General features: G+C 31.7%; 10 protein-coding genes. 5 read left to right on the top strand and 5 right to left on the bottom strand.

All coding sequences use genetic code 11. The annotated features are described in order from the left end of the window. Nucleotides 1-50: 50 nt before the first annotated feature. Entirely contained in the window at nt 51-6,149 is a 6,099-nt protein-coding gene (locus ACEQT4_RS10965; protein WP_370227659.1) for an alpha-2-macroglobulin, read from the bottom strand. 177 nt (nt 6,150-6,326) lie between these two features. Here ACEQT4_RS10965 and ACEQT4_RS10960 point away from each other — a divergent pair, with 177 nt between their 5' ends. Together ACEQT4_RS10960 and ACEQT4_RS10955 are read left to right on the top strand one after the other, a co-directional pair. After that, nucleotides 6,327-7,274: a tetratricopeptide repeat protein gene (locus ACEQT4_RS10960; RefSeq protein ID WP_370227657.1), complete on the top strand. Its 948-nt coding sequence runs from the start codon at nt 6,327-6,329 to the stop codon at nt 7,272-7,274. Between the two features lie 166 nt (nt 7,275-7,440). Beyond that, nucleotides 7,441-8,796, top strand: coding sequence for a UDP-N-acetylmuramate--L-alanine ligase (locus tag ACEQT4_RS10955; RefSeq protein ID WP_370227655.1), 1,356 nt, complete (start codon nt 7,441-7,443; stop codon nt 8,794-8,796). A gap of 18 nt (nt 8,797-8,814) precedes the next feature. Here the strand turns inward: ACEQT4_RS10955 and ACEQT4_RS10950 are convergent, their stop codons facing one another. The 4 genes from ACEQT4_RS10950 to ACEQT4_RS10935 form a co-directional block, all read right to left on the bottom strand. Then, nucleotides 8,815-10,167: a TrkH family potassium uptake protein gene (locus ACEQT4_RS10950; protein ID WP_027880229.1), complete on the bottom strand. Its 1,353-nt coding sequence runs from the start codon at nt 10,165-10,167 to the stop codon at nt 8,815-8,817. A 47-nt stretch (nt 10,168-10,214) separates the two neighbouring features. Then, nucleotides 10,215-10,574 carry a DUF1304 domain-containing protein gene (locus ACEQT4_RS10945; protein WP_370227653.1) on the bottom strand — a complete coding sequence of 120 codons (360 nt, stop codon included), beginning with the start codon at nt 10,572-10,574 and terminating at the stop codon, nt 10,215-10,217. Nucleotides 10,575-10,578: 4 nt separating this feature from the next. Further along, complete coding sequence (locus tag ACEQT4_RS10940; RefSeq protein WP_106676736.1) at nt 10,579-11,178, bottom strand: FMN-binding negative transcriptional regulator; 600 nt, start codon at nt 11,176-11,178, stop codon at nt 10,579-10,581. Nucleotides 11,179-11,264: 86 nt separating this feature from the next. After that, nucleotides 11,265-11,717, bottom strand: coding sequence for a DUF1569 domain-containing protein (locus tag ACEQT4_RS10935; protein WP_370227651.1), 453 nt, complete (start codon nt 11,715-11,717; stop codon nt 11,265-11,267). Between the two features lie 63 nt (nt 11,718-11,780). Between ACEQT4_RS10935 and radC the strand changes: the two genes are divergently transcribed. The 3 genes from radC (at nt 11,781) to ACEQT4_RS10920 (ending at nt 14,547) form a co-directional block, all read left to right on the top strand. Next, nucleotides 11,781-12,479, top strand: a complete 699-nt coding sequence (gene radC / locus ACEQT4_RS10930) for a DNA repair protein RadC (protein ID WP_370227649.1) — start codon at nt 11,781-11,783, stop codon at nt 12,477-12,479. Nucleotides 12,480-12,569: 90 nt separating this feature from the next. Then, entirely contained in the window at nt 12,570-13,871 is a 1,302-nt protein-coding gene (locus ACEQT4_RS10925; RefSeq protein WP_027880224.1) for a polysaccharide deacetylase family protein, read from the top strand. Beyond that, nucleotides 13,861-14,547, top strand: coding sequence for a YjjG family noncanonical pyrimidine nucleotidase (locus ACEQT4_RS10920; protein ID WP_370227647.1), 687 nt, complete (start codon nt 13,861-13,863; stop codon nt 14,545-14,547). Before ACEQT4_RS10925 ends, ACEQT4_RS10920 begins: the two co-directional genes overlap by 11 nt.

Below are 14,547 nucleotides of genomic sequence, written 5' to 3'. Positions count from 1 at the left end.
AAAAAGGCTTCCAAATTTGGAAGCCTTTTTTGTATTCAATAATTACATTATTATTCAACATCAATTCTTACGCCTTCACTGTGACTACTAAATTCTGGTGCATACATGCTTTGTATAGTAGTTATACCATTACTCATATTACCAGCATTGTTAACACGTAAATCATATTCAAACACATAAACGCCTTTTGGTAAGTAATCAAAAAAGAAGTTTGTACTTGCGTCTTTTGTGCTTTGATAATAGCCTAAACCATCTTGCCATTTGTATTGACTAATCACATTGGTTGGCTCTAAACCTGCTGCACGCATATCTTTCATGTGGATAAATTCCATATTTCTGTCGCTTCTTAATTCGATTCTTACGGTTACTAAATCACCAACTTTAAGTTTGGTTTTTTTAGTAATTTCGGTAAGTGTTTCACCAGTATCTGTATTTATTTTCAAGAATAATTTTTTCTTTAGTTGAAGAGGTGTTTCCGCAGAGGTAATTTTATCTAAGTCTTCAAAGTACTGCCAGTATAAACTTCCCCAAGCAATTCCTTCTCCTTTTTTAGAGATTTTTACTTCTGCCATTTTAGACGAAATTTCATTAGCAGACCAAGACGTTTTAAAATAGCCAGTTCCAGCTTCAACTTTAACGTCTTCCATAGTATTAGGATCTATTTTTTTATTACCTAAAACAATGTCTACCATATCCGTTACACTTAACCAATCGCTACCTTGAAGTAATAATGCGTACACAGCTTCGGTAGTAGCTTTGGTTGTTTTCCAACGGTTGGTTTGCTTGTTTTTAAGTAACCAGATTTTAAGATTATCTATGGTTTCAAGATTCTTCGTTTCATTTTGAATGACATTACCAGCTTCAGAAAATGTTTCAATTAGTAACGCTTGTGTTTCAATTGGTGCTTGATACCAATACCAAGAGTTTTCGTTAGATTTCCAATACATACCTAATTCTTCACTAGTTATACTGGTTTCTTTTAATGAATTTAAAATTTTAGAAGTGGTATTAGTGTCATTATTTCTATAAGAAATTAATGCCATCAATCCTTTGTTATACAGACTTCTGTTTAACCAATAGTTTTGAATTTGGGACTGATAATAATCCATTATCGTTTTTACTTCTTTAGACGTTTTAATTTCTGGGAAAAAGCTACGCATGTACAAATAATGTATTTGCATATGACTTAAATGGTCTTTGCTTAAATCTACATCTTTGTTGTATTTAGTTAAGTTGTTGTATTCTTCTACAAATTCTGAATCTAAATACTGGATTGCTTTTTTGATCATAGATTCTTCGCTGTCGCTCTGAATGACATTTAATTTTTTAAGATGTCCAAAACCAGTGATGATGTGTTGCGTGATAAAACGGTTTGGTCGTCCGCCATTAAACCAAGCCCAAGCACCATTAGACATTTGGTTTTGTTTTAGTTTGTTCTTGGCGTTTTGCAATTCGTTATTCATTTTATTTAAATCGAAAAGCAATGCAATACGTTTTTTCTGTTCGGTTTCGCTTTGCGCATCGCGTAACCAAGGTGTTTCTTGAATTAAAATAGATTTAAGTTCTTGATTTTTTTCTAAATTACTAATCAAAGCATCGGTATTTTTCCATTGATTAAATACCTCTTGAATTCGCGGATTACTATTTGCAATATGACTAGCCAACGCATTAGCGTAATATCTACTAAAGGTTTGCTCGTTGCAATCGTAAGGATATTCCATTAAATAAGGTAAAGCTTGTACCGCGTACCAAGCAGGATTACTAGTCATTTCTAATGTTAATTTATGATGTTTTAAAGTGCTTGATGAGGTGTTTTTAAGCTTATCTAGTGTAAATGTTCTAGTCTGGTTACTCCTAATCCACATTGGTAATGTTTCGGTAACTAACATTCTGTTGGTTAAAACTGGTAGCGCACTTTGTTCGCCATCACTAAAATCTTCTGCTTTTGCTACAATTTTATATTGAATAGCATTTACCGTATCTGGAATGGATAATTGCCAAGCGACCTGTGTGTTGTTGTCTTTGTCTACGGTGAAGTTCTCGACTGCGCTCGAACTGACAAGCAAAGACGTAATATCTTCACCAGAAACCGCATCAGTCAATATCAATTTAGCTTGTCCTGATAAAGCTTTATCAGATAAGTTGGCAATTTTAGTGCTAATGGTTATTTGGTCACCTTGACGTAAAAAACGTGGTGTGTTAGGTATGACCATAAGCTCTTTTTGCGTCACTGTTTCTAAAGTTGAAACTTTACTTTCCAGAGTTTTTGTGTGTGCTAATAATTGTAGTTTCCATTTGGTTAATGCTTCTGGTGTTGTAAAATTGAAACTGACGTTACCATCTTTATCTGTTTGTAACTGCGGAAAGAAAAAGGCTGTTTCTTGTAGGTTTTTACGAATTGAAACCGTGTTGAAATCTGTATCTTTATCACTTGGTAATGGATATAATTTCATGTCTGAAGTGCCATCAGTAACAGTTGATGAGGGTTTAATTTTTGCAGTTCCTGTATAGGCTTTTTCTGTTGTTGTACCATATCCAACAACGACAACTTCATCTAGATTAGCATCATTTGGAGCAGCAATTTCCATCATGGCTTCTTCTTCAACAATAACACCTGAAGTTCTCCCTCGTAAAGCATCATATCTATAATTATTACCAAAACTCAACCCAAACCAATTAATTTGGTCGTATTGTTGTGTTGGATAACTATAGTAATTCTTGTTGTTATTGATGACTCTAAATCCGCGTTGTCCAAAACTGTTTCCGTTATTTTGGTTTCGGTTTGGATTGTATGTAGGTTGGTACAACGGATTAAATTTCCAATTATGCGATTTAAATTGGTCTAAAGATGCATCGTACATGCTGGCTAATAATTCGGCTGAGATTTTTTCACCTTTTGGACCTTTAATTTTGAAGCTCCAGGTCTCATCTGTTCCTGGTTGTATTTTGTCTCTAAAGGTTGTGGTTTCTATCTCTAAATCTGTTTTAGGATATGGCACCGAAAGAGCTAAAGTGTTAGCGGTATAGCTATTAAAAGCAGCAAAACTATAATGTACTGCAAATCCGCCAACATCTTCGTTAGTAATAGGTATGCGTATGGTTTTTTTCTCGTTACTTATTACGTATTTATTACTGTTGATAATACGGTTGTCTTTTTCTACATCAATAAAAACAGTAAGGTTTGTCGCTGCACTACCAAATGTAATTATTGCAGTGTCGTTAGGTTGGTAACTGTCTTTGTTTGTGGTAATGGTAAACAATTGGTTGTCTGAAACAGTGTTATCTTTTTCACTGTAAAGTGTTGTTCTAGTTTCATCTTTCACTAATTGTCCAAACTTATCTTTACTTTCTAAAACGATAAGGTATTTACCAGATTCCCATTTTTTAATGTTACCAAGTTTAACGTATTTATTGTTTTCAGTATTAAATGCTTTGGTAAATACCAGTTCATCCTTATCCCAAAATTGACTATCATCTTCATTGTTGTAAGCATCATGAGGAAAAAGCGTTTTAAATTCAGTTTCACTTAAATTATGATAATCTGGTGCGTCCCAAGGACGATGTCTTAATACTTGGTTTGGTGCTTTAAGTTTGTAGATTTTAATAGTGCCTTTTGCAGGAACAAATTCGCCATTTAAATTTTTAGTATCGATTTGGATTGCATGCGCTTTATTGGTTTTATCTAATTCACTTTTTACAGACATAGTTGCTGTTAAAGAATGATAGCCAACGTTGACGATAGTCGTTGTGCTTCGCGTTTCACCGTTAATGTCGGTAACGTCTGCTGTGACTTCGTAATTAAAAACAGGTTGTGATTTTTGATCAATACTTTGGTCTGGTATGGCTTTAAAGGTAATGTCAAATTCACCTTTATTATTTGTTTTGGTTTCGCCGTGTGTAATTTCTTGAGACTCGCTATTAAAATACGGTCTACGCCAGTACCACCAAGTTGGATATTGTACTTTGCGTTTTACGGTGTAAGTGACTTTAGCATCGCTAATATTGCTACCTGCGTAGGCTTTTGCGTTACCTTTTACGGTAATAATATCGTTAATTTTGAAGGTTTCGGTGATTGGATTAAAATTAGCTTCAAATTTTGGACGTTTGTATTCTTCAACTGAAAAATAATGTCTGCCGTTATCAAAGGTGTGATTTTTTCCTAAAATTTGAATTCTGTATTGTCCGTTTAAACCTGAGTTAGGTAAAATAAACTCGCCAGCAACCGATCCAAAATCATTGGTTTTTAATTCTAAACGACCAACTTCTTCATTGTTTACATTATAAAGAATAGCGTAAACTGCTTCGTTTTGTAATACTTCAGATTTTTGTTTAAATGTTTTAATGGCGATTGCCTTAAAATAAACAGTTTGGCTAGGTCTGTAAATACTTCTGTCTGTAAAAACAAATGTGTTGTAACGTGTTTCTTCTTTGTTAGTATTATCGTATGTTCTGCCAACGTAATAATTGCCAAAATAAGCAGTTTGGTTGTTGTGATTAACTTCTGCACTAACGTCTGAAAGATAGGTTGACGCTTTTTTTAAGGTAGCTTTACCAAATACGTCGGTTTTTAATGTCGAGTTATGGTATTTGTTTTTGTAATTTTTACGGTACGTAATATCTAAAGTTGCATTTTGAATAGGTTGCCCGTTATTTCTGTCTATTAATTGAAAAATAACTTCGTTATTGGTTTCCATTTCGGTTAACGCAAAATCGGTAATTTGAAAGGTTTGCGTAGCGTACAAATCGCTATTGGCTCTAGCAAGAATTAGATAGCTTCCATTAGATAATTTTGGTACAACAACTTCTGTTGTGTGCGATTGGTAGTCGTTTTCGTTTTTTAAATTATTGTTCCAATTCGTGTGTTGTTTTAAAGTTTTTATGAACTTTAAACGCTCGTCTTCACGATAGGTTTTGTTGTATGTTTCTAACTGATTTTTTGATAAGTTGTATAGTGTAAATTCAAGATTTTCTACATTTTTATAACGTACTAGAAATCGGCTGTTTTGCTGAATTGGAATATACGTCTCGGTAGTAATTTGCAGTTCTTTATTTAAAATTTGTTGCTTTAAAATTGTACTGTTTTTAGCCGCTTTGCTATCAGGAAAACGTTTAATAATATTGTTTACAATCGCTAATGCTTCTTGTATTAGCCAACGATTTTCGGTATTGGTTTTAGAATCGTATTGTAAGCCATTTTGATAGGTTTTTTCGGCAATTTCAAATTCGTAAAGCGCAGCTGTTTCATCTGTTTTTATACTAAAAATTTCATCTTTTAACGTTTGAAGGTAAATTTCATCTTTATTATTAAACGTCGCATGTTGTAAGACATAGTCAAGACGCTGAATATTAACATCAACTAACGCTTTATAATTTTTGTTTTGTTGATGAAACTGAATTAGTTTTTGATACACTTTTAAAGCCTGTAGTTGTAAAGAAGTACTGTCTTTAGCTTCAAGTTTTAGGGTAGAAAATTTTGATGAAGCACTTAAATAGGTTGCGTTATCAATTTCAAATTTATATGCTGGTTTTGTTATGCTGTTCTCGTCTGTTTTAAAAAAGTCTAATGCATTATGCGCCAATAAATCATATAACGTAGGTCTATATGTTTGCGAGTTTTCGGCAAGTAAAATTATGGCTTCGAATTGATTAATTGGCGTTGTTTTTAAAACACTTTCATTTTCTAAAGATTGATTAAAAAGTATTTGTATTTCGGTAAATAAAGTGTCTAAATCCCAAGTTCTAAAATCTTCTTCATCAACTTTACTTTCGATTTTTGTACGATTGTAAAATTTATATCTATTTTGATTAAAATATTGCCAATACAAGTTAGCCAACAAGTTTTGTAATACATTTTTGGTAGGCGATTGGCTATTGTTTATTTCAGTTTTAAAATCTTTGATAATGCTTAACTGCGCATCTTCTTTTAAGGTTAGCGCATACTTACTTTTAAAAATAAGCGTTTTAATAACTTGTGGACTGTTTTGCTCTTTTTTAGCCAATGTTTCAATTTGCTTAACAACATCCAAAGCGCTTTTTGGTAAACCATCTTTTTCATGGGTTTCGACTTGCTTCCAAAGTTTGGAATAGTCATCTTGAGCGTAAGTAGTAGCAAAAAGTAAAATCATTATTAAGGTTGAAATCTGTTTCATAAAATTATTTTTAATAGCAAGATAAGTTTAGACATTTTGACTTAAAACTAAAAATGCGTGAGTCTATCGTTTTGTTGAGTAAAACGATAGAAATTTAAAGTTAACAATTATTAACGCAACAGAATCAAAAACAATACCAACAGAATGTTATTTTTGTATAAATTGAAAATACTAAATATGCGATTAATCATTTTTATATGTTGCTTTCCGCTTTTTTTAATAGGGCAAACCTCTATTGAAAAAGGAAAAGCCCTTATTCAACAAAAATTGTTTAGCAAAGCAGAAGCAGAGCTAAAACCTTTTGTTGATAATAATGAAAATGATTTAGAAGCTATAGAATTATTAGGCGATGCTTACGGACATCAAAAAAAATGGGATGAAGCCGCAAAACAATATAAAAAGTTGACCGAAGCCAAACCAACCGAAGCTAATTACCATTACAAATATGGAGGCGCTTTAGGGATGAAAGCCTTGTCTGTAAGTAAAATTAGAGCATTAACCATTATAGATGACGTTAAAGCAGCGTTTTTAAAAGCAGCCGAATTAGATCCAAATCATATAGACACACGTTGGGCTTTAGTAGAGTTATACATGCAGTTACCAGGTATTATTGGTGGTAGTAAAAGTAAATCTTTAAAATATGCTAACGAGCTTGAAAAACTTTCTAAAGTAGATGGTTATTTAGCTAAAGGTTATATTTACGAATATGATGACGAGCCAGAACTTGCCGAAGATTATTACCTAAAAGCTATTAAAGTTGGTGGCTCTATTACTTGTTACGACAAGCTAACAGCGTTATATGAAAAGGAAAACCTACCAGAAAAAGCTATTAGTAATATTGAAGCCTCACAAATTAAACATAAAAGAAATGCACTACACTATCAAATAGGGAAAGTGTGTGCAGATTATAATGTACAATTAGATAAAGGTCTAACATGTTTAAAAGTGTATTTGCATAACTACTCAGCAAAAGATGGTGTGCCAAAAGCTTGGGCAAATTACCGTATAGCACAAATCTACAAACACAAAAAAGACACTAAGCAAGCTTTAGCACATATAGATCTAGCTTTAAAAGAACTACCAAAAATTGAAGTCTTTAAAGAATTTAAGGAAAGTTTGCAGTAAGATTTTTTAGTTGATAGTCGCAGTCCCAGTTTTCAGGTTTTTTAGTAAAGTAAACTTACTAAGAAACTAAAAAACTCTATTAAGTCTACAGTTAAATTTCCGCTTTTAAATAATTCGGGAATTAGTATCAAAACAACTATCTTTGAAACATCTTCAAAAATAAACCATGAACGTACATTTTATAGCTATTGGCGGAAGCGCAATGCACAACCTTGCATTAGCATTACATAACAAAGGATATCAAGTAACCGGAAGTGACGATACGATTTTTGAACCTTCAAAATCACGTCTTGAAGCTAAAGGATTATTGCCAGAACAATTTGGATGGTTTCCTGAGAAAATTACTGATAAATTAGATGCTATCGTTTTAGGTATGCACGCTAAAGCAGATAATCCGGAGTTATTAAAAGCTCAAGAATTAGGCTTAAAAATATACAGTTATCCAGAGTTTTTATACGAGCAATCTAAAGATAAAACTAGAGTTGTTATTGGCGGTAGTCATGGAAAAACCACAATAACATCTATGATTTTACACGTCATGCATTACCATGACCGCGATGTAGATTTTATGGTTGGCGCGCAATTAGAAGGTTTTGACGTGATGGTAAAATTAACCAAGGATAATGATTTTATAGTTTTAGAAGGTGATGAGTATTTAAGCAGTCCGATAGATAGACGACCCAAATTCCATCTATACAAACCCAATATTGCATTGTTAAGTGGTATTGCTTGGGATCATATTAATGTCTTCCCAACCTATGAAAATTATGAAGAGCAGTTTAAAATCTTTGTAGATAGTATTGTACGTGGCGGAAGTATAAATTATAACGAAGAAGACGAAGCGGTTAAACGCATTGTAGAATCTAGCGAAAACCCAATACGTAAAATCCCATATCACACACCAGAATACACTGTTGAAGATGGCGAAACATTGTTAGAAACTCCTGAAGGACCAATGCCAATAGAAGTATTTGGCAAGCATAACTTAAATAATTTGGCTGGTGCAAAATGGATTTGCCAACATATGGGAATAGATGAAGATGATTTTTACGAAGCTATTTCAACATTTAAAGGAGCAAGCAAGCGTTTAGAAAAAATTGCCGAAACCAATAATAGCGTTGCTTATAAAGATTTTGCACATTCTCCAAGTAAAGTAAGCGCTACAACCAAAGCAGTTAAAGAACAATATGCAGATCGTACTTTGGTAGCGTGTTTAGAATTGCATACTTATAGCAGTTTAAATGCCGAATTTTTAAAAGAATATAAAGGCGCTTTAGATGCAGCAGATGTTGCAGTAGTGTTTTATAGTCCACATGCTGTAGAAATTAAAAAACTAGAAGCAGTAACACACCAACAAATAGCAGATGCTTTTGAGCGTGATGATTTAATTATTTATACCAATCCAGACGATTTTAAAAATTATCTATTCTCTCAAAATTTTGATAACAAAGCCTTATTGTTAATGAGTAGCGGTAATTATGGCGGATTGGATTTTGATGAGGTTAAAGGATTGATAAAATAAACTGTTTTTTTAGAAGAATTAAACAGCTAAATCATCTTCTTTTATTTTGTTTAAATAGTTATGCTTCTGTTTTAGTAGAGCAAATCCAAAAGTTAAAACACCTACGCGACCAATAAACATAATCATTATTATTAAAATTTTCCCTAAGCTGGAGAGATCACCTGTTATACCTGTACTTAATCCAACAGTTCCTAAAGCAGAAGCTGCTTCGAATAAAATTTTATCAAATGAAAAATTTTCTGTGTAGGATAATAAAAAGGAGAATAAAAAAATCAAACTTGTATAAAGCATAAAAGTAGAAGTAGCTACATAAATCCTCTCAAAAGGAATTAATCTATTTAAGAAGGTGATTTTTTTCTGACCTAGCAATCTACTTTTTAATATAGCTAACATCGCTGTAAGAGTTGTTATTTTCATACCACCAGCAGTACCAGAAGGAGATGCTCCTATATACATTAAGAATGTTAATAATAATAAAATCGGTAGAGAAAAGTCACCAATAGGTACTGTGTTAAAACCGACTGTTGTCATTGCAGACATGGCTTGGAAAAATGATATCATTAAAGGACTATCATGACCAGTTATAGTTGCGCTTTCAGTGGTGTAAATAATAGAAGTACCTATTGCTAATAGAACAATAAACCCATAAATAATAATTTTTGTTGTAAAAGAAACTTCTTTTGATCTGCCTGTCATTCTGTACCATAGATCTGTAATAACGATAAAACCTAATGATCCAGCTATAGCTAAGCAAGATATAATTGTGTTAATAAAAACATTGTCTTTAAAGCCTTCAAAACCATCATTAAATAACCCAAAGCCAGCTGTGCAAAAAGAAGAAATACTATGAAATATAGAAAACCAAATTGCTTGAATGTTTTCCATCCCAGAATTTGTAAAAGCAATGTAGAACAATACAGCTCCAATACTTTCCATTACTAGTGTGAATATAATTACACTTTTAATAAAATCTTTAATTTTAATTGTATTAGGTAAAGTAAATTCTGCGCCAATTAATTTACTATGCCAGCGTGTTAATCTTTTTGTAGTAAAAATTAAATAATAAGTAGTTAGTGTCATATATCCTATTCCTCCAATTTGAATAAGACACATGATTACAAATTGCCCTAAGTAATTATATGAGTCAAAAATACTAATAGTGACAAGACCTGTTGTAGAAATGGCTGATGTAGAAATAAATAAGTTGTCTAAAAGAGATACATCAGTTTTATGAAAAAATGGAATACTCAATAAGAAAAATCCAATAATAGTGTATAAAAAGAAACCCCAAACTAAATTCATTTGAGGTGATTTACTAATTTGAAATTTTCTATACCAATTTTTTACTTGTTTAAGTAATTTAGATCTCATAGCTTAAATTTTAAACAAAGATACGATATAAATGATTTTCTATTGAACTATATTAACACCAACAATATCCCAATTAAAGCAGGTAAAGCTTGAACAAAAAATATCTTTTTAGAAGCGGTTAGTGCGCCATAAATACCAGCAACAGCAACGCAACCTAAAAAGAATAATGCAATGTTAGATTGCCACGTTGAATTAGTGATAAAAAACGTCCAAATTAATCCAGCTGCTAAAAACCCATTATATAATCCTTGGTTTGCCGCCAATGCTTTAGTTGGTGTAAATAAATCTTTAGGAAATTGCCTAAAAATTTTTGGTCCTTTGGTTTCCCAAGCAAACATCTCAAAATATAAAAAATAGAGGTGAAGCAAGGCTACTATGGCTATGATAATGTTGGTTAGTATATTCATGATTTTAATTTTTAAATACCTTGTCTAAAAAAGCCTTAATACTATCTTGACTGCTTTTAATTAATTGTTGTCTGGCGTTTTCTTTGTCTTTTGGTAGTTTGTCTTGAGAGAGTTTAAACTTGCCTTCCCAAGTTTTAATATCTATTTCAAACAGTTTAATATAGTCTAAATTTTTATCTAATCTTGGGTTGTCAGGCTCTAAAACGTAGTTGTGTTCTGGCGCTTCTAAAAACTCGGTCATCGTAATTAAAGACTGTTTTAAAGCAGCTTTGTCTTCAATTCTGGTAACAGTTCCGGTAAGGTGTACTTTAATGTAATTCCACGTTGGTAATTGTGTTGTCGTATAAATACTTGGCGAAATGTAACATTGTGGACCAGAAAATATTATGGTCACTTCATTTTCATGCTGAAGCAAGTCCGTTTGCGGATTATAAATATCTATATGACCAATAAGTTTACCATCGGTTTCACGATAAATTAATGGTAAATGTGTTATCAAAGGTTGATTATCTTTTACCGAAATTAATGTAGCTAACGGATACGTTTTTATCACTTCAATATGATGAAGCTGGTCATTATCTTGATGTTTTTTTGGAGGATACACTTTTTAAGTTGAAAGTATTTAGAATTGAAAAGTATTTAAAGTTTTTAAGCTAATAAATCTCGTTTGGTAGTTGAGCGTAGTCGAAGCTACACACCAAATTGTCTAAAATGATGATCTAAATGTTTATAAGCACTTTTTCCCCATTGGTCTGCGGTAAACGTACCAAAAACCGGATGTTTCTTTTTAGGTTCAAAATAGTCTTTAGATGTACTCATGGTTTCAATTTTAGACTTTAATTTATCTTTTTCGGTATTAAAACCGTCACTATTTACAATTATAAATTCTTTAGCAGTTGGCAAACCTTCTTTCCAAGGTTTGTCGTTGTAAAGGCTTGGTGCAACAAGTTTCATCATCATACCTATTAAAAAATTAGGTTTTTCAATAGTGCTTTCGCCTAAAGCTAATTCAATAGGTTTTGTACAGTGTACCAGCATTTGATTTACGTTCATTTTTCCCCATTTAGCCGACGATTCAGCATCAAGATTTTCTAAACGGTTTAATAGTTCATCTTTAGCTTCGGTTTCAAAAATAGATTTCATATTTAGATAATTAGTTGGTTTTTTGGAGTTTAAAAATTACAAAATATTGTGTAGTTTTATCAAATGTCTGAAAAAAAGCCATCTTTTTCAATAAAAAACTGGTCGGAAGATGATCAACCACGCGAAAAGCTTCTAAAAAAAGGAAAAGCAGCATTAAGTGACGCCGAATTAGTTGCGATTTTAATTGGATCTGGAAACCGCGAAGAAAGCGCTGTAGATTTGTGTAAACGCATCTTATCTAGCGTAGACAATAATTTAAACCAGTTAGGAAAATTAAGCATCAAACAGTTAATGCAATTTAAAGGCATTGGCGAAGCTAAAGCTATAAGCATTGCGGCTGCATTAGAGTTAGGACGACGCAGACGAGCTCAAGAAGCGTTGCAGCAATTTAAAATTACATCTAGTAAATCGGTTTTTGAGTTAATGCAACCCATGATTGGTGAGTTACCTCATGAAGAGTTTTGGATTATTTATCTTAATAATTCTAACAAAGTAATTGATAAATTACAGCTTAGTAAAGGCGGAATTACAGGCACTTTAGTAGATACACGTTTAGTCTTAAAACAAGCGCTACAAGTAGGTGCAGTTGCAATAATTATGGCACATAATCATCCATCAGGAACCTTAAAACCTAGTCAAGCCGATAAGGATATTACCCAAAAATTAAAATTAGCTGCTCAAAGTTTAGATATACGTGTTTTAGATCATTTAATTATTACAGAATCGGCTTATTTTAGTTTTGCAGACGAGGCTTTGCTGTAATTTCATGTTAATTTCTTTAAAACTGATCTTAAAAAATATACTTTTAAATCAGGAATTTGGTACTTTTAAACCTTATAATTTCAATCGTTAATGTTACTAGTTTACACACACAAAATTACACCACGTGTTAAATACACTTTTAAACAAGTGTGTACTAGAATACTTGGGATTCCTGTAGAATTTACAACAACTATAGAAGATTTTATTGCTCACGATAGCCTTAAAATATCTTATGCAAAACAACCTTTAAGTAACGAGGTTTTTATTAGATCTAACGATTTGTTATTTGAGCAAGGCTTATCAGATATAGATATAAATATTTATGATTGGGAAGAGACTAAATGCTTTTTTCCTGCAGGAGATAAAAGTGCTTTGCCCTACGATATTTTTGCGGCAACATTTTATTTAATTAGTAGATATGAAGAGTATTTACCACACGTAAAGGACAATTATGGTCGTTTTCCAGCAGAAGAAAGTTTAGCCTTTAATAATCAGTTTTTAACACAACCAGTAGTAGATATTTGGGCATATAAATTTAAAACCATATTAAAAGAACAATTTCCTAATTATATATTTCCTGATAAAAAATATACAGTAACACCAGTTATAGATGTACCTATAGCTTATAGGTATAAATTGGTAGGAGTAATGCGTACATTTGGCGGGACCTTTAAAGATTTTTTTGCATTTAGATTTAAAGATGTTTATGAGCGTTTTGGCGTATTATTAGGAGCAAGAAAAGACCCGTTTGATACATATAAATACATTGTTAATCGACAAAAAAAACGGAATTTTAAATTTATATTTTTCTTCTTAGTTGGCGATTTTTCTACCTACGATAAAAACATAAATAGTCAAAAACAAAAGTTTAAATCTTTAATAAAACACGTTGCAGATTATTGTAAAGTAGGTATAAAATCTTCATTTTTTGCTCTAAATGATATTGAATTGTTAAAGATTGAAAAGAGTAGAATGGAAGCTATCATTAATACAAATATAGCAGGTTCTAGACATTCTTTTTCTAAAGTAAATTTACCAGAATCTTATCGTAATTTAGTCGAATTAGAAATACCTGAAGATTATACAATGGGCTACGTTAATCATTTAGGCTTTAGAGCAGGAACTTGTACTCCGTTTTTGTTTTATGATTTAGATTACGAGGTGCAAACACCACTAAAAATAGTACCATATCATGCTTTAGATTTTGCATTTTTAAAGTATAATTCGTTATTAGACAAACAAGAAGCTTTAGATAAATTAATTAAACAAGTTAAAGCTGTAAACGGTAATTTTGTACCTGTTTTTCATAATTATACATTTAGTAATATACCACGTTGGCAACATTTTAAAACACTATTTAATACAATTTTAGACTCAGTAGATGAACAATAATATAGAGCATATTTTTTTTGATTTAGATCACACACTTTGGGATTTTGATAAGAACTCGGCATTAACTTTTGATTTTATTTTTAAAAAGAATAATCTACAACTTAGTTTACCTGAGTTTTTGAGCGTTTACGAACCGCTAAATTTGCAATATTGGAAGCTTTATAGAGAAGAAAAAGTAAGCAAAGAACATTTAAGATTTTATAGATTAAAAGATACCTTTGATACTTTAAATATAGAAGTAGAGGCAGAAGTAATTAATAAACTGTCTGAAGATTATATAGATAACTTAAGTAATCAAAACCATTTATTTGATGGTACTTTTGAAATTTTAGATTATCTAAAACCAAAATATCAATTACATATTATAACCAATGGATTTGAAGATGTACAGCATCATAAGATGAAAAAATCAAACATATTTCATTTTTTTGAAACTATAACAAATTCAGAAATGGTTGGTGTAAAAAAGCCAAACCCTAAAATATTTAATCACGCTTTAGATTTAGCCAATGCAACAACTAAAAACAGTATTATGATTGGCGATAATTATGAAGCCGATATTTTAGGCGCATTAAATATTGGTTTAGATGCTATTTGCTTTAATTATCATAAAGAAACTATAGCTCCAGATATAAAAATTATCAATCATTTATTAGACTTAAAGAAATATTTATAA

This window comes from Mesoflavibacter sp. (assembly GCF_964226795.1).
Lineage (GTDB): Bacteria > Bacteroidota > Bacteroidia > Flavobacteriales > Flavobacteriaceae > Mesoflavibacter > Mesoflavibacter zeaxanthinifaciens.
The sequence above is the reverse complement of the archived record's forward strand: the minus strand, read 5'-3'. Positions and strand labels throughout refer to the sequence as shown.

Excerpts from the sequence above, each read along its gene's own strand:
- ACEQT4_RS10965 (WP_370227659.1), bottom strand. The coding sequence starts at position 6,149 with ATGAAACAGATTTCAACCTTAATAATGATTTTACTTTTTGCTACTACT.
- ACEQT4_RS10920 (WP_370227647.1), top strand. The coding sequence starts at position 13,861 with ATGAACAATAATATAGAGCATATTTTTTTTGATTTAGATCACACACTT.
- ACEQT4_RS10935 (WP_370227651.1), bottom strand. The coding sequence starts at position 11,717 with ATGAAATCTATTTTTGAAACCGAAGCTAAAGATGAACTATTAAACCGT.
- radC (WP_370227649.1), top strand. The coding sequence starts at position 11,781 with ATGTCTGAAAAAAAGCCATCTTTTTCAATAAAAAACTGGTCGGAAGAT.
- ACEQT4_RS10960 (WP_370227657.1), top strand. The coding sequence starts at position 6,327 with ATGCGATTAATCATTTTTATATGTTGCTTTCCGCTTTTTTTAATAGGG.
- ACEQT4_RS10950 (WP_027880229.1), bottom strand. The coding sequence starts at position 10,167 with ATGAGATCTAAATTACTTAAACAAGTAAAAAATTGGTATAGAAAATTT.
- ACEQT4_RS10955 (WP_370227655.1), top strand. The coding sequence starts at position 7,441 with ATGAACGTACATTTTATAGCTATTGGCGGAAGCGCAATGCACAACCTT.
- ACEQT4_RS10945 (WP_370227653.1), bottom strand. The coding sequence starts at position 10,574 with ATGAATATACTAACCAACATTATCATAGCCATAGTAGCCTTGCTTCAC.
- ACEQT4_RS10925 (WP_027880224.1), top strand. The coding sequence starts at position 12,570 with ATGTTACTAGTTTACACACACAAAATTACACCACGTGTTAAATACACT.